Source organism: Rhodococcus sp. KBS0724 (assembly GCF_005938745.2).
Classification (GTDB): Bacteria; Actinomycetota; Actinomycetes; order Mycobacteriales; family Mycobacteriaceae; genus Rhodococcus_F.
In genome coordinates this window covers 2,454,412-2,469,471 of record NZ_VCBX02000001.1, presented here as the reverse complement: position 1 = coordinate 2,469,471, position 15,060 = coordinate 2,454,412, and the positions used below count along the sequence as shown (strand labels likewise).

Below are 15,060 nucleotides of genomic sequence, written 5' to 3'. Positions count from 1 at the left end.
CGGCGAGGCCGTCATTGTAGGCACAGCTCAGTCGGGCAGGCGCAGATCCGGCTTGTCCAGTTCTTCGATGTTGACATCCTTGAACGTCACAACGCGGACGTATTTCACGAATCGCGCCGGGCGGTACATGTCCCACACCCACGCGTCGGACATCCGCAGTTCGAAGTAGATCTCGCCATCCGAATTATGGGGCAGCAACTCGACCGTGTTGGCGAGATAAAATCGTCGTTCGGTCTCCACGACGTAGGAGAACTGTCCGACGATGTCCCGGTATTCGCGGTAGAGCGACAGCTCCATCTCGGTTTCGTACTTCTCGAGATCCTCGGCACTCATCGGTTTAGCCAGTCCTCCCAGTTCGTCTGAACCTTCATCATCCCGTATGCCCCGCGCGCTGCTCCACCCGGAGTCCCGCAGCAACAACATTGGCGTATGTCATGCGGTGCTGCGGACACGGACCCAGCTCGTCGAGCGCGTCCATGTGCACCGGCGTGCTGTACCCCTTGTGGATCGCAAAGCCGTAACCGGGATGGGTGCCGTCCATATCTTCCATGACGTGATCACGCGTCACTTTGGCGAGCACACTGGCGGCTGCGATGCACGCGGCCGCGGCGTCACCACCGATAACCGGCAACGACGGCGCAGGTAATCCGGGAACTCGAAACCCGTCGGTGAGCACGTATCCGGGCGGAGTCTCGAGGCCGGCAACAGCGCGTCGCATCCCCTCGATGTTCGCGACGTGGATGCCGATCCGATCGATTTCCTCGGCCTCGACAGAAATCACGCACCAGGACAATGCCAGTCGCTTGATCTCCGGAAAGAGTTCTTCGCGGGCGCGTTCGGTGAGCTTCTTCGAATCGTCGAGACGCGCAAGGGCCGCATGTGGTTTCGGCGCCAGAACACACGCCGCGATGACCAGTGGCCCGGCGCACGCACCACGGCCGGCTTCGTCGACCCCGGCAACCGGGCCCATCCCCGTTCGATACAGCGCAGACTCCATCGTGCGCAAACCTGTTGATCTGCGAATGACTACGCGGGGCGGCCAGCTACTCGAACTACTCACGGTCTTGTGCACTCAATTGCTTTGGGGATCAGGTGAACTGATGCTACCCATCCGTGAGGGCGGGAGAACGATGAAGCGTGCCTGACCGATGATGTTGTCGAGCGGAATCGTCCCCTGGAACTCGTCCTGCACATGGGCGCGCGAATCGGCGGAATTACTCCGGTTGTCTCCCATCACCCACACGTGTCCCTCGGGAACGATGACAGGCGCAAAGCAACGGCCGGACTGAACAGCGGTTTGGCAATCCTGAACACCGGGAGTGAAGGGGAAGTCCATCTTGACGTACGGCTCGTCGAGCGGTTTGCCGTCCACGAGGACTCGGCCCTGTTCGTCGCAGCACTCGACGGTCTGTCCGCCGGTGGCAATGACGCGCTTGACCAGGTCGTTCTCGTCCGGCGGAACCAGGCCGACCCACGAGCCGACCTCCTGGATGCCACGGACCACGACGTTGTCGGACCGCGTGGAGGTGTAGTGGGTGTTCCACGAATCGGGGCCCTTGAAGACGACTACGTCGCCGGGCTGCGGATCGCCGAAGCGGTATCCGATCTTTTCCACCACGATGCGGTCACCGGTACATCCCGCACAGCCGTGCAGGGTCGGTTCCATCGACTCGGACGGAATGAGAAAAACGCGAAAGACGAAAGCTTGCAGGACGATGCTGAGAACCAGCGCCACCCCGATCAGTATCGGGAGCTCCCGGAAGAACGATCGCTGTTTCTTGTGTGATCGATGTGATGCCTGTGGTCGAGGAGTGTTCTGTTCCTCGGGATTACCTGTTCCATCCTGATTCTCGGGTCCGGACGACAATGCCTGCTCCTTCGAAGAATCTGCCACAGAAACAGATTAGCCCGACACCGCGAGTACGCGGTGCCGGGCCAATAAGAAAGATCAGCGCTTTTCCTTGATCTTTGCCTTCTTGCCGCGCAGCTCGCGCAGGTAGTACAGCTTCGCGCGACGAACGTCACCGCGGGTCAGAACCTCGATGGAGGCCAGCGTGGGGCTGTGAACCGGGAACGTACGCTCGACACCGACGCCGAAGGAAACCTTGCGGACGGTGAAGGTTTCGCGAACGCCGCCACCCTGACGACGAATAACGACGCCCTTGAAGACCTGCACGCGCTCCTTCGAGCCTTCGATAACCTTGACGTTCACGTTGAGCGTGTCGCCGGGGCGGAAGTCAGGAATGTCGTCGCGCAGCGACTTCTTATCCAGGAAGTCCAAAGTGTTCATGTGTCATCCTTGCATTTCGCAGGAGCAGAGGAACCGAGCGGCGGCGCTTCGGTTAACCCGATACGACGCTCGACTGGTTCGTGCCCAGATCAAGTACTGCTGCCTGGTCCAGGCAACCCGTCCATTGTGCCAGACGACGACAACAAGGGCGAAACCGGAGGTGGCGGAGCCGGGTGAATCGTGTGGTCGAGTTCTTCCTCGGCAGCGGTCATCGCGTGTTCGACGCTCGGCGACCCGGCAATCAGATCCTGGACGTAGATCTTGGCCCGGATGACGGGCCGTCGCCATTTTCGTTCGCGTTCGATCGCGCGATTCATCCGTTTCGGCTTGCGTGTGTACCGCCACCGGGCCCACGGCGCGCCGGGACGACTCAGACGGATTGCGCCGATCACCAGCAACGGGAAGACGAACAGGCCAACGAGCCCCGTCCAGATCTTGCCTTTGAGGATCACGATGGCCGCCAGAGCGAAGTTGAACAGCGCGACGAACACGAACGCCAACTTGATCCACGGATCCCGCTCTTTACGAAAACCGGCCAGGTCCAGCAATTCGAGCGGCCGGAATCCGAGCAGGACGAGGCCCGTCACCGCGATCGCGACAAAAACGGCGTCAACCGACGTCCGGCCCTGCTCCGACCAGTAGACGTCCTTCAGATAGAAGATGAGCGCAAACTCGTCGAGCACCAGCGCGGCACCCATCCCGAAGATCGCGGCGAGAACAGCGCCCGTGGTTTGGGAACCGTCCACGTACACCGCAATGAGAGCGCCGCCGGACGCGACCATGGCAACAACGCCGAAGACAACGTGGTGAACGTGCTGACCACCCGGAGTGATGTTGCCCGGCCACCACTTCACCTGCGCACGGATCATCCGCACACTCAGCCGGATGAACAAAAATGCAGCGAGAAAGCCGAGCAGGAAGAACAGCAGCGGCAATCGGCCGTGGCCGATGATCTCGCGGTCGAGCCACTCTCGCATTCACTGCCCTCACTCCAGAAACGAACCAACCCGGTTCCGGTCAATTGTGGCAAACCGGGCTGGCCGAATCTCTCGAACTACGCTATTTGCCGAGCCGCGTTGCGGTTATTTACCGAAGCCCGCATTGCGCAACGCGTCGGCCATCGACCCGGATGCGGGCGCCCGGTTGTCGGGACGCTTGTCCCGACCGCCCTGCTGCTGCGCACCTCCGCGACGCTGTTGCTGCCCACCTTGACCCTGCCGCGGGCTCTGCCCACCTTGACCTTGACGCGGGCTCTGCCCACCGCGAGGACCGTCGGACTTTCGCGGCGGCGCACCAACCTCGTCGTCGAGTCGCAGCGTCAGCGCGATGCGTTGGCGAGCTTCGTCGACCTCGAGCACCTTGACCTTGACGACATCACCCGACTTCACCACTTCTCGCGGGTCCTTGACGAAGCTGTGCGACATTGCGGAGACGTGAACCAAACCGTCCTGGTGCACTCCCACGTCGACAAAGGCACCGAAGGCAGCGACATTGGTGACCACACCTTCGAGCACCATTCCCGGCTTGAGGTGTGCGACCTTCTCGATACCCGCGGCAAAAGTGGCCGTCTTGAACTCCGGACGCGGATCGCGGCCCGGCTTCTCGAGCTCGGCAATGATGTCGGTGACGGTGGGAAGACCGAAGCGGTCGTCGACAAAATCAGCGGCCCGTACCGTACGCAGTGCCGTCGCATTGCCGATGACGCTACTGACGTCACCACCGGCGCTCGCGACAATCTTGCGAACGACGGGATACGCCTCGGGGTGCACACTCGACGCATCGAGCGGGTCGTCGCCGTCGGCGATGCGGAGGAAGCCCGCACACTGCTCGAACGCCTTGGGTCCCAATCGCGAGACGTCCTTGAGTGCCTTGCGCGTTCGGAACGGACCATTCTGATCTCGATGCGAAACAATGCTTTCCGCCAGTGAACCGGCGATACCCGAGACGCGGGCGAGGAGCGGGACGGACGCCGTGTTCACGTCGACACCCACCGAGTTCACAGCATCCTCGACCACCGCGTTGAGTGAACGAGAGAGGAGCGATTCGGTGATGTCGTGCTGGTACTGACCGACGCCGATGGACTTCGGGTCGATCTTCACCAGTTCGGCGAGCGGATCCTGGAGGCGACGGGCGATGGAGACGGCCCCGCGGATGGACACGTCGAGGTCCGGCAGTTCCGCAGATGCGTACGCCGACGCGGAGTACACGGACGCACCGGCTTCGGAGACAACGATCTTGGTGAGATTGGTGGCGCCGGACTTGGTGATCAAGTCGGCGGCCAACGTGTCGGTCTCGCGGGACGCGGTGCCGTTGCCGATGGCGATCAATTCGACGCCGTGCTTGGCTACCAAGCTCGCCAGTGTGGCCAGCGCGGCGTCTCGCTTGTTGTGAGGCTGATGCGGGTAAATGGTCTCGTACGCAACAACCTTGCCCGTACCGTCGACGACGGCAACCTTTGTGCCCGTGCGGAATCCGGGGTCGAGCCCCATGGTCGGACGAGCGCCGGCGGGCGCCGCCAGGAGTAGGTCCTTGAGGTTGGTCGCGAACACGTCGACGGCGTCCTTCTCCGCGGACTGACGTAGCCGCATCCGCACGTCGACGCCGAGGGTGACCGCGAACTTGGTCCGCCACGCCCATCGGACGGTGTCGAGCAGCCAGCCGTCGGCTGCGCGTCCGCGATCCGCGATGTCGAACCGGGTGGCGATACGGCCTTCGTAGACGGTCCGCTCCCCCGGTGCCAGTTCCACGGTGTCGGGGGCCATCGTCACCGACAGCACTTCTTCCTTCTCTCCGCGCAAGACCGCCAGGATTCGGTGAGACGGAAGTTTGGCGAATGGTTCGGAGAACTCGAAGTAGTCAGCAAACTTCGAGCCATCAGTTTCCTTGCCCTTGCGAACCGCGGAAACAACCTGTCCGCGAGTCCACATCAGCTCGCGCAATTCACCGACGAGATCGGCGTCTTCGGCGAAGCGCTCGACCAGAATCGACCGCGCACCGTCGAGCTGCTCGTCCGAATACTGCGCGGGGTCGGTGGTGGGATCCCCGATGAGTGCATCTGCGACGGGCTCGTGCCCGGCCTCGCGGGCGATCTGCGCCTTGGTGCGACGCTTCGGCTTGAACGGCAGGTAGATGTCTTCTAGCCGCGCTTTTGTGTCGGCGAGCATGATCTGACCACGCAAGGCGTCGTCGAGTTTGCCCTGGGATTCGATCTCGACGAGAACGGCGTCGCGTCGCTCGTCGAGCTCCCGGAGGTAGCGCAGGCGCTCTTCGAGAAGTCTCAATTGAGCGTCGTCGAGAGTGCCGGTGACTTCTTTTCGATACCGGGCGATAAAGGGCACGGTGGCCCCGCCGTCCAACAGGTCTACGGCCGCAGCCACCTGCCCTTCGCGGACGTCGAGTTCCTCGGCAATGCGCTGGTTCACGGTCTTGAGAATCACGAGAACCGAGCCTACCGCTATCCTGGGACAAAGAAGACCGGCAGACAGCGCCGTGTCCGGAGTCCGGGGGAATTTGATGACTGCGCGGTTCGTCCGGGTTCTAGCCACTGTTGCCGCAGTTACTCTTGCGGCATCATGCGCTTCGGGACAGGACCATGCCGCACCAATCCAGACTGCCCCCTTCCCCGACACGAACATGCCGGTCGCCGACACGTTGGACGTGCGAATCGAACAGGCGCGTACTGCGGCACTTGATCGCGGCGCCGAGGCGTCGATCGCCGTGTTCGACCGGACCACGGGCAACTATCTCGAAGCGGGCGGCGATCAGCAGATCGAAACAGCTTCGGTAGCAAAGCTTTTCATCACCGAAGATCTTCTGTATCAAGATTCGCGTGGCGAGCGCCCACTCGGCGACGACGACCGCACCCTCATGACTGCCATGCTCGAATCTTCCGACGACACCGCGGCCAACCTCTTGTGGGATGCAGCCGGCGGTTCCGACCTTGTCGACCGGGTCGCCGAGCGGTATTCGTTGACGTCCACCACCGCACCACTCGACGGATTCTGGTGGAACACCGAAACCACGGCGCACGACCTGATCACCTTCTACGACGGGGTTCTCGACGACACCGCAGAACTGGGCGCGGATCGGATCAATCTGATCGTCGACCACCTCCGCCAGTCCACGGCGACAGCGGCCGACGGTTACGACCAGCGATTCGGCCTCCCGGACGCGTTGTTCGACGAGCCGGTGCTTGCCGTCAAACAGGGGTGGATGTGCTGTGTCAGCGATCAGTGGGTCCATCTGACCACCGGCATCGTCGGCGAGGACAACCGATTCATCGTCACCGTCGCCGCCCGCGAGGACATTCAGTACCAAGACGACGAAAACTACGGACTCATACCGGATACCTCGATGACGGACGCCACCAACGACGAAAGTGCGCTCCACGCCCGCGACACGATCACCGGCGTGACGCAGATCCTCTTCCCCGACGGCACGGTGGGCGAATGGTCGCCCACCACGCCGGCAAGTGACAAGCCCGTTCAGGAAGCGTCCGGGCCCTAGACCGGCTCGGTCTACCCGCGATACGACGCCGCAGCATCCACGACGCGGCCCTGCTGTTCGGCTGTGAGCATCGGCCACAGCGGGAGCCGCAGGATTGTGGTCGAGAACTGCAGACTGCGGACGCACGGCTGTGGCGTTCGGCCGTAACGCACCCCGGCCGCGCTCGTATCGAGGGGCACGTAGTGGAACGGTGCCACGACGCCGCGTTCGGCCATGTGCCGGATCATGGCATCGCGACTGCGCTCGTTCGGCAAGCGGAGGTAGAACAGATGCGCGGTGTGCTCACGATCCTCGGGAACAGTCATCAGTTGGACGTCGTGATTCTTGGCCCAATCGGACAGGTTTTCGCTGTAGCCGTTCCAGACGCTGTGCCGCTTCGCGTGAATCGCATCGAACTCGGCTAGTTGAGCGTCGAGTACTGCCGCGTTGAGTTCGCTGGGCAGATAACTCGAACCGATGTCCTGCCACGAGTATTTGTCCACCTGACCTCGCAGGAAACGAGCGCGGTTCGTGCCCTTCTCCCGGATGATCTCGGCGCGCTCCATCAGTGCGTCGTCGGAGAGCAACAGTGCGCCGCCCTCGCCGCAGTGAATGTTCTTGGTGTCGTGGAAACTTTGGGTGCCGATGGTGCCGATCGTGCCGAGTGTGCGGCCACGCCACGTACCGCCCAGTCCGTGCGCGTTGTCCTCGATCAGGGCAAAGCCGTGTTCCTTCGCAAGTGCCAGTAGCGGTTCCATGTCGGCGGCCACGCCGCCGTAATGCATGACCAGCACAGCTTTCGTGCGCGGTGTGATCGCGTCGGCGACAGCGGCCGGATCGATGTTGCCGGTCTCCAGATCGATGTCGACGAACACGACGGTTGCCCCGCGCAGCGCGACCGCGGTCGCTGCGGAACTGAAAGCAAAACTCGGAACAACGACCTCGTCGCCCGGGCCGATCTCCAACAGAAGTGCACCCAGTTCGAGCGCGTGAGTGCACGAGGTTGTCAGCAGTGCATGCTGTGCACCGGTGATCGCCTTGATCTTTGCGGTGGAGGCGGCGGTGAATGTGCCGTCACCGTGAATGTGATCCGATTCCAGAACCGTTGCCAGATTGGTCAATTCATTCTCGGCGCGGTAGGGCCGGCTGAAGATGATGCGGTCAGCGTTCACGTACGGCACCGTCCGTGTCGACCAGGCCCGGCCGCGGTGCGTCTACCTTCAGATACAGCGGTTTGCCCACCAGAATATGCAATGCAACCCCAAGATATTCGGCGATAAGACCAAGTGAGAACAGGATTGCTCCCGAGCAGACGAGCAAGGCCACGATCATCGACGCCCATCCTTCGGGATCGTTGTTGTCGCCCGTCATGGCCTGGACGAAGATCACCGCAGCAACGACCACGCCGGCCAGTGCCAGAGTCACCCCGAGCAAACTGACCAACCGGAGCCCCCGGGTTCCGCTGCACAACACCATCTTCCAGAACAGTGAGAACAACCGGCGGTAGTTGTAGCCGGATTCCTCTCGGCCCTCCGCGCGCAAGGTGACCGGAACGGTAGCGGTGTTACCCACAACCCACGTCAGAGCGACGTCGAGGTACGCACCGTTTGCCGCGACCTCCGCGAGTTGCCTCGCGATGTCGCCCCGAACCAGTCGGAAGCTTTCGAATTGCGCCGATGCCGGGAATGCAAACACCGTCGCGAGAACCATCTTTGCGCCCCGCGACGTCACGTTTCGGAGAAATCCGTGCGGTCGGGTATTGACCGGCTTCGAATAGACGAGGTCGGCACGTTCACGCAATGCTGCGTCGAGAAACGCACTGATCGATGCCGGGTCGTGCTGACCGTCCTCGTCGATCGTGACGATCCAGTCGCCGCGGGCAGCAGCCATACCGGCGATCGTGGCGGCGTCCTGGCCGTAGTTGCGGCTCAGCCAGATCACCCGCACATGGTCGAAGCGGCGCTCCAACTCGAGGAGAACCACGTCGGAGCGGTCGGGGCCGTTGTCGTGAACAAGGACGATCTCGTCAACCGAGAATTCGGCGCCACCTGCGGTAACACAGGTGCCGGTGAGAGTGTTCAGCTCGTCGACCAGAGCGGAAATCGTGCGTTCGCCCTGGTACACGGGCACCACGACGGAGATCGAGTGCACTCGCTTACTGCTCCCTTCGGGAACTCGACGAAGGGTCGAGTGATCAGTGCGACCGGACTCACACCGTCGCGAACTTTAACACGCGCGGGTGTACGACTCTTGTACTTTGCCAACGGTTTACCCGCGTGCGTCACGGTCCGATCAGTCGATCCTGTTAAGGTCTGGAACTCGTGGTGGAAACTCGCATTCGTGCCAGAGCCGATGTGTACAAATGGGGCGCCGTTACCTCTGTCGGCGTGATCGCGGGATACGTTGCTGTTGTCCTCGCGAATGCCCGCCATTTCTACACCGACGACACCGAGTCCCAGTACGCGCCGTTGTGGGTCATGTTGGGCCGAAATCTGCGCGAAGGTCGCCTGCCCTTTCTCGTTCCGGAGAATTGGATGGCCGGGAACTACACCATCGAGGAAGCCGGTCTCCTCAACCCACCGCAGCTGCTGATCGACCTGATCGCGCCGTCCTTCGACAACCTCGCGTTGTACGCGACGCTCGTCAAGCTGATCTTCGCGATCATCCTCGGGCTCGGCGTGTTTCGGATCTGCGTCGAGTACGGTTCCAAGCCCGCCTGGGCTGCCGTTGCGGGCGTCTCGATTCCCTTCACGGGTTTCCTGCTCTTCTTCGACGAGGCCAGCTGGATAACGGCCTTCACCGGTACCGCGTGGATGGTTCAGGCCTGGGCGTCGGCGATCCGGTACGCCCGCGGCAAGAGCGGCCCGATACCGACGTTCGTGTTCCTGTATCTCGCGATGTCGGTCCAATACGTATTTCCCTCAGTCGAATCCGGCCTGATGATCGTTGCTGTGGCCGTCGGCGAAGTGGTCTACCAACGACGCTGGCTGCCGTCCGTGCGACTCCTCGCAGTCTCGGCGTGTGCCGCGCTCGCCGGCCTCGCGACCTACCTGCCGAGTCTGCTCACCGCCGACGTCACGTGGCGCGGCGCCTCCGAGGTCAAGAACGACGCGTTCCTCGCCGTACCGTGGTCGGAATCCCTCAACGCCAGCCTGCCCAGCACGATGCCCGCATTCGTCTCGTGGTGGGGCTACATCCAGACGATGCCGATGGTGTACATCGCCTGGTTCCTGATTCCCGCGCTTGCCTTCATCGACTGGGGCAAAGCTCGCGGCACCGCACGCGAGTTGACCGCCGTCGGAATCTTCACGGTCGCGGTCCTCATGTGGACTGCCGGACCGAGCACCATCGGCCCCCTCCGCTGGCCCGCACGGGTGCTTCCGATGGTGGCGATCGGACTGCTACTGCTGGTGTGCATCCTGCTCGGCCGCTACGCCACCACCGACAACTGGCGCCGCCGCGGCGCTGCCGCCGGAATCCTGGTCGGCCTCCTCGTGATCCGCTCGGCGTCGGCCGCACCGAGCCTCCTGGAATGGCACGTGATCTCGGCTGTCGCCGTCGTCGCTCTCGGTGCCGCGATGGTCTGGCTGGGCCGCACCAAGGGAACGGCCGCGGCTTGCATCCTCGCCATTGTCGCGGTCTCCCCGATCGCCTACGCCCAGGTTCGCGCCGCGCAGCCGACACCGATGAGCTGGAACCTGCCAGAATCCCGCTCGGACATGAAAGCAGCCTTCCCCGACTTCGACGGCACAACACTGCAACTCGCCGATCGTGCTCTCATCACCCCTGACCAACGCACCCTCGACGGCGCGTACGGCTCACTCGCTTTCGGCAATTATCCGAAGGATCTCGAGCTCACGTATACGAGCGGTTACACCCCTAACGGGCACTACTACTTCGGCAATCTCCTGTGCATGCGGTGGGACATGAGCGTGTGCCCCGACGCGTTCGCACGGGCCTTCTCCGTCGAACCGGAAACCGGCCGCACCCTGGTCGATCTCATGAACGTGGACCGCGTTGTCCTGCAGAACGCGTTGTACCCCGATGCTCGTAACCACCCGGCCCCTGACGGCTGGACATGGGTCGACTACCCCGGCCACGAAAACTACATCTCGGTACTCGAACGCGTCGACGGCCCGGTCTCCACTCGCAACGGCCGAATCTCGCACACCCAAGGGGTGGAAGCAATTTCACTCGCCGAGACGAACACGTCGAGCACTCTTCGGGTCAGCTCACGTGACGGCGGGACGGTCGTCTTTGCCCGCCTCGGCTGGCCTGGCTACCGCGCCACCTTGAACGGTCAATCGGTTCCCATCGATGTCGTGGCGAAGGCCTTTGTCACGGTAGATGTTCCGGCCGGAACCCAGGACGCGGAGCTGGTTCTCACCTGGCGTCCACCGGGATGGAAAATCGGCGGTGCGTCGATGGTCGCCGGAATACTCGGCCTCGGGGTACTCGAATGGATGTATCTGCGCGGCCGTCGACGTGACCGGATCACCAACGCCGCGAACGACGCACCGTGAGCGAGGACACCGCACCGGTAGCCGACCGGGGCCCACTGCTGCGGATAGTGAAACATCAACCCATCGCGTTTGCCCTTGTGGGAGTGGTTAATACAGCCATCGGATACGGCCTGTTCGTCATCTGGATGCTCGCATTGGGTAACGACAATCTCTATGCGGTCGCGCTGATCGGTTCCTACAGCATCAGCGTCCTGATCGCGTTTGTGCTGCACCGGACTCTTGTCTTCCGGGTCCGGGGGCACGTCGCCCGGGATCTCGGGGCGTTTATCGTCGTCAATTCCGGTGGGCTCGTATTGAATCTGATTCTGGGAACCTTTGCGGTGTCGGTTCTCCATGCGCCACCACTACCGGCGCAAGCCGTGGTGATGTTGATCGTCGCCGGCGTGAGTTTCCTGGGCCATCGATACTTCTCGTTCCGGCGCAGCACCGACAATCACTGACCGGCTACCGAGTTGGCGGCAGCGCCCGATCGACAGCCGCCTCGACAAGCGCTCGAATGTCCTCGTCGCCGAACAGATCCGGCAGCGTGAGGCGATCGAGAATCAACCAGTTCAACGACAGGTAGAGCAGTCGAACGGTCATCGCATCACCCGGCACCCGCGAGGCCAAATGGTTGGCGACGTTGAGTTCGAAGTCTTCGCGAATGCGGACCGTCAGAACCGCTCGAAGGTCAGGCCTACGCGTCGCCTCGAGGCGCAGCTCCATGAGCGCAAGGAATCCCTTCCCGAATGAGCTGCCCCGTTCGACCACTTCGAACATGAGCGTCACCAGGCGCTCACGATCTGTGCCGTTGACAGGGTCGATCATTGCCTCGAGGTTATCGGGTATCAGTCGTTCATAGATCCGGCCACCGGTTTGAGTAAGGAGGTCGTCGCGATTCGCGAAGTAGTTCGACGCAGTCCCGTTCGGCACGGTCGCCTGCGAATCAACCGCTCGAAATGTCAAGCCTCTAGCGCCCTCTCGCGCCAGCACCTCGATTGCGGCATCGATCAGCGCCAGCCGGCGTTCCGGGTTCTTTCGCACTTGACACCACTCCTGAGTCAGCCTTAACGTGAAACCACTACAAACAGAGTACTACGAACGGAGTTATTCATGCGAAAGCTTGTGTACTACGTCGGAACGTCACTGGACGGATACATCGCGGGCCCCGGAGGAGAATTCGATTTCTATCCGCTCTCCGATCAGATGACCGCGTCACTCAGCGAGCGTTATCCCGAGACCGTGCCCACGCACCTGCGACCTCACATCGGAATGAACAACCCTCCCAACAAGGTCTTCGACACCGTTCTCATGGGCCGCGGTTCCTACGAACCTGCGCGAAGCGCCGGCGTAAGCAGTCCGTACGCGCACCTACGGCAGTTTGTCGTCTCGACCACGCTCCCCGACATCGACGATCCGGCAGTCAATCTGGTGCGCGCTGACCCGTTGACGAAAACCAAAGAGCTCAAAGCCGAAGAAGGACAAGATATCTGGTTATGCGGCGGCGGAATACTTGCCGGGGAACTACTACCGGAGATCGACGAACTGATCATCAAGAGATACCCGGTTGTCGCAGGTGCGGGAATTCCGATGATCGCCGGCGCGTTCGAGCCGACCCTCTTCGCGCCCACAGCGAGCGAAGCCTTCGACAACGGTGCGAGCATCACCTGGCTGAAGCGAACCGCCTAGGGCAGTAGGTCCGGCCGACGTTCGGCCGTGCGCGCCAGCGACTGCTCATGGCGCCAGGCCTTGATCTTCGCGTGATCGCCGGACAGCAGAACCGGCGGAACTTCGAGATCACGCCAGACGGCTGGACGGGTGTAGCTCGGCCCTTCGAGAAGACCGTCGGAAAACGAATCCTCTTGGTGCGATAGCTGATTGCCGAGAACGCCGGGCATCAAGCGGACCACGGCTTCCACCATCACCAGGACGGCGGCCTCACCGCCGATCAGGACGTAATCGCCGATACTGACCTCTTCGACACGCACCCGCTTGGCCGCGTCGTCGAAGACCCGCTGATCGATGCCCTCGTAGCGACCGCACGCAAAAACAAGATGCTGCGCCTTCGACCAACGATGAGCTGTGGCTTGAGTGAAGGGAACTCCGGCAGGGGTCGGCACCACCAGAATAGTGTCGGCATCGTCCGGGCCGGAAGAATCGGAGCGTCCGAGGACGTCGTCGAGAGCGGGACCCCACACGGTGGGTTTCATGACCATGCCCGGTCCCCCGCCATACGGGGAATCGTCGACGGCCTTGTGTACGTCATGGGTCCACGAACGCAGATCGTGGACATCAACCGAGATCAAGCCACGTTCGATTGCCTTGCCCAGCAAGGCAGCACGAAGCGGTTCGAGATACTCGGGAAAAATGGTGACTACGTCGAGACGCATGAATCGATCATTCGCGCTCTGAATTCGACTTGTCACCGAAGTCTGGGTCGAGCAGGCCCTCGGGAGGCGTGATCTCGACCAAACCGTCGGCAATGGACACCTTGGTCACGATGGCGGCGACAAAAGGAACCAACAACTCGCCCGACGTCTCACCGGTGCGCCTGATCGACAGCAATTCGCCTGCCGCAGAATGCAATACCTCGATCACGGAACCCACCTCGGTGCCGTCGGCCAGAACGACCTTCAGACCTTCGAGTTCGTGATCGTAGAACTCGTCCGGGTCGTCGGACGGTTCGAGTTCACTGCTGTCGATGACAAACAACGTTCCGCGCAAGGCATCTGCCTCGCCGCGATCGTTGACGCCTTCGAGACGCAGCAGGAGCCGCCCGGAATGATCCCGGGCGGCTTCTACTGTGTAGGACTTGCTTGTGGACTCGCGCGGCTTATGCCCACGCAGCACAGATCCAACGGCAAAACGCTCTTCGGGTTCGTCAGTACGAACCTCTACGACCAGTTCACCTTTGATGCCATGCGCCTTCGCGACACGACCGACAACGAGTTCCACAGAAATACTGCCGTCTACTGATCGGTGTCGACGACGTCAACGCGAATACCACGGCCACCGATACCGGAAACCAGGGTCCGCAGAGCGGTCGCGGTGCGGCCGCCCCTGCCGATGACCTTGCCGAGATCGTCGGGATGCACGTGCACCTCGACGGTACGTCCACGGCGTCCGGTCATCAGTTCGACGCGCACGTCGTCAGGATTGGCGACAATGCCGCGAACCAAATGCTCTACCGCATCAGCGACGACGGCACTCACTTGTCAGCAGCCTCGGCGTCTGCAGCGGGAGCCTCGGCGTCGGCTGCGGCGTCTTCTGCCTTAGCCTCGTCTGCCTTGGCAGCCTTCTTCTTCTTGGGGGTGATTGCTTCTGCAACCGGCTCGTTCTCGGCCTGCGCGAGTGCAGCCTGGAACAGTTCGAGCTTGGAGGGCTTGGCTTCCTTGACACGCAGGGTGCCTTCGGTGCCCGGGAGGCCCTTGAACTTCTGCCAGTCACCGGTGATCTTGAGGAGAGCCTCGACGGGCTCGGTGGGCTGTGCGCCCACGGACAGCCAGTACTGAGCACGCTCGGAATCGATGTCGATCAGCGACGGCTCTTCCTTGGGGTGGTACTTGCCGATGGTCTCGATCGCACGGCCGTCACGACGGGTGCGGGAGTCGGCGATGACAACGCGGTACTGAGCGTTGCGGATCTTGCCGAGGCGGGTGAGCTTGATCTTGACAGCCATGGCTGTGGTACTCCTTCAGCGCGCACAACAGTGCGGCGCGTGTCACGTGCAATTCAGCAACCCCCACGAATTTGGGAGCCCGGTTTTGCCTCTAACCTGTGACC

General features: G+C 62.2%; 17 protein-coding genes. 4 read left to right on the top strand and 13 right to left on the bottom strand.

What is annotated here, in order from left to right:
• Positions 1 to 27: 27 nt before the first annotated feature.
• The 6 genes from FFI94_RS11390 to FFI94_RS11365 all read right to left on the bottom strand — a co-directional run bounded on the left by FFI94_RS11390 (position 28) and on the right by FFI94_RS11365 (position 5,727).
• Positions 28 to 333, bottom strand: coding sequence for a DUF2469 domain-containing protein (locus FFI94_RS11390; RefSeq protein ID WP_003942715.1), 306 nt, complete (start codon positions 331 to 333; stop codon positions 28 to 30).
• 37 nt (positions 334 to 370) lie between these two features.
• Positions 371 to 1,060: a ribonuclease HII gene (locus FFI94_RS11385; protein ID WP_138873030.1), complete on the bottom strand. Its 690-nt coding sequence runs from the start codon at positions 1,058 to 1,060 to the stop codon at positions 371 to 373.
• Positions 1,061 to 1,072: 12 nt separating this feature from the next.
• On the bottom strand, positions 1,073 to 1,894 hold the full coding sequence (gene lepB, locus FFI94_RS11380; protein WP_138873029.1) for a signal peptidase I: 822 nt from the start codon (positions 1,892 to 1,894) through the stop codon (positions 1,073 to 1,075).
• Positions 1,895 to 1,948: 54 nt separating this feature from the next.
• Positions 1,949 to 2,290 carry a 50S ribosomal protein L19 gene (gene rplS, locus FFI94_RS11375; RefSeq protein ID WP_033236539.1) on the bottom strand — a complete coding sequence of 114 codons (342 nt, stop codon included), beginning with the start codon at positions 2,288 to 2,290 and terminating at the stop codon, positions 1,949 to 1,951.
• Between the two features lie 89 nt (positions 2,291 to 2,379).
• Positions 2,380 to 3,267, bottom strand: coding sequence for a hypothetical protein (locus FFI94_RS11370; RefSeq protein ID WP_138873028.1), 888 nt, complete (start codon positions 3,265 to 3,267; stop codon positions 2,380 to 2,382).
• Between the two features lie 105 nt (positions 3,268 to 3,372).
• Positions 3,373 to 5,727 (bottom strand): Tex family protein, encoded by a 2,355-nt coding sequence (locus FFI94_RS11365; RefSeq protein ID WP_138873027.1) that lies wholly within the window; start codon positions 5,725 to 5,727, stop codon positions 3,373 to 3,375.
• 76 nt (positions 5,728 to 5,803) lie between these two features.
• Here FFI94_RS11365 and FFI94_RS11360 point away from each other — a divergent pair, with 76 nt between their 5' ends.
• Positions 5,804 to 6,796, top strand: a complete 993-nt coding sequence (locus FFI94_RS11360; RefSeq protein WP_138873026.1) for a serine hydrolase — start codon at positions 5,804 to 5,806, stop codon at positions 6,794 to 6,796.
• An 11-nt stretch (positions 6,797 to 6,807) separates the two neighbouring features.
• Here FFI94_RS11360 and rffA read toward each other — a convergent pair whose 3' ends face one another.
• Both rffA and FFI94_RS11350 read right to left on the bottom strand, forming a co-directional pair.
• A complete protein-coding gene (gene rffA, locus FFI94_RS11355; RefSeq protein ID WP_138873025.1) occupies positions 6,808 to 7,947 on the bottom strand; it encodes a dTDP-4-amino-4,6-dideoxygalactose transaminase in 1,140 nt (379 codons plus the stop codon).
• Positions 7,937 to 8,926, bottom strand: coding sequence for a glycosyltransferase (locus FFI94_RS11350; protein ID WP_138873024.1), 990 nt, complete (start codon positions 8,924 to 8,926; stop codon positions 7,937 to 7,939). The genes rffA and FFI94_RS11350 overlap by 11 nt, the downstream gene beginning before the upstream one ends.
• A 173-nt stretch (positions 8,927 to 9,099) precedes the next feature.
• Here FFI94_RS11350 and FFI94_RS11345 point away from each other — a divergent pair, with 173 nt between their 5' ends.
• On the top strand, positions 9,100 to 11,298 hold the full coding sequence (locus FFI94_RS11345; protein ID WP_138873023.1) for a YfhO family protein: 2,199 nt from the start codon (positions 9,100 to 9,102) through the stop codon (positions 11,296 to 11,298).
• Positions 11,295 to 11,738, top strand: coding sequence for a GtrA family protein (locus tag FFI94_RS11340; RefSeq protein WP_138873022.1), 444 nt, complete (start codon positions 11,295 to 11,297; stop codon positions 11,736 to 11,738). Before FFI94_RS11345 ends, FFI94_RS11340 begins: the two co-directional genes overlap by 4 nt.
• A gap of 4 nt (positions 11,739 to 11,742) precedes the next feature.
• On the opposite strand, the gene FFI94_RS11335 is transcribed toward FFI94_RS11340, so the two are convergent.
• Positions 11,743 to 12,321, bottom strand: coding sequence for a TetR/AcrR family transcriptional regulator (locus tag FFI94_RS11335; protein WP_138873021.1), 579 nt, complete (start codon positions 12,319 to 12,321; stop codon positions 11,743 to 11,745).
• A 69-nt stretch (positions 12,322 to 12,390) separates the two neighbouring features.
• Here FFI94_RS11335 and FFI94_RS11330 point away from each other — a divergent pair, with 69 nt between their 5' ends.
• A complete protein-coding gene (locus tag FFI94_RS11330) occupies positions 12,391 to 12,966 on the top strand; it encodes a dihydrofolate reductase family protein (RefSeq protein WP_138873020.1) in 576 nt (191 codons plus the stop codon).
• On the opposite strand, the gene trmD is transcribed toward FFI94_RS11330, so the two are convergent.
• From trmD to rpsP, 4 genes are read right to left on the bottom strand one after another with little or no spacing between them, the layout of a single operon-like run.
• Positions 12,963 to 13,667, bottom strand: a complete 705-nt coding sequence (gene trmD / locus FFI94_RS11325; RefSeq protein WP_138873019.1) for a tRNA (guanosine(37)-N1)-methyltransferase TrmD — start codon at positions 13,665 to 13,667, stop codon at positions 12,963 to 12,965. The two genes, FFI94_RS11330 and trmD, sit on opposite strands and share 4 nt — an antisense overlap.
• Positions 13,668 to 13,674: 7 nt before the next feature.
• Positions 13,675 to 14,232: a ribosome maturation factor RimM gene (gene rimM / locus FFI94_RS11320; RefSeq protein ID WP_138873018.1), complete on the bottom strand. Its 558-nt coding sequence runs from the start codon at positions 14,230 to 14,232 to the stop codon at positions 13,675 to 13,677.
• 14 nt (positions 14,233 to 14,246) lie between these two features.
• Entirely contained in the window at positions 14,247 to 14,489 is a 243-nt protein-coding gene (locus FFI94_RS11315) for an RNA-binding protein (protein WP_033236551.1), read from the bottom strand.
• On the bottom strand, positions 14,486 to 14,956 hold the full coding sequence (gene rpsP, locus FFI94_RS11310; protein WP_138873017.1) for a 30S ribosomal protein S16: 471 nt from the start codon (positions 14,954 to 14,956) through the stop codon (positions 14,486 to 14,488). The genes FFI94_RS11315 and rpsP overlap by 4 nt, the downstream gene beginning before the upstream one ends.
• Positions 14,957 to 15,060 lie beyond the last annotated feature (104 nt).

Coding starts and splice junctions, on each gene's coding strand:
- FFI94_RS11390 (WP_003942715.1), bottom strand. CDS start 333: ATGAGTGCCGAGGATCTCGAGAAGTACGAAACCGAGATGGAGCTGTCG.
- rplS (WP_033236539.1), bottom strand. CDS start 2,290: ATGAACACTTTGGACTTCCTGGATAAGAAGTCGCTGCGCGACGACATT.
- FFI94_RS11370 (WP_138873028.1), bottom strand. CDS start 3,267: ATGCGAGAGTGGCTCGACCGCGAGATCATCGGCCACGGCCGATTGCCG.
- FFI94_RS11360 (WP_138873026.1), top strand. CDS start 5,804: ATGACTGCGCGGTTCGTCCGGGTTCTAGCCACTGTTGCCGCAGTTACT.
- FFI94_RS11330 (WP_138873020.1), top strand. CDS start 12,391: ATGCGAAAGCTTGTGTACTACGTCGGAACGTCACTGGACGGATACATC.
- trmD (WP_138873019.1), bottom strand. CDS start 13,667: ATGCGTCTCGACGTAGTCACCATTTTTCCCGAGTATCTCGAACCGCTT.
- rpsP (WP_138873017.1), bottom strand. CDS start 14,956: ATGGCTGTCAAGATCAAGCTCACCCGCCTCGGCAAGATCCGCAACGCT.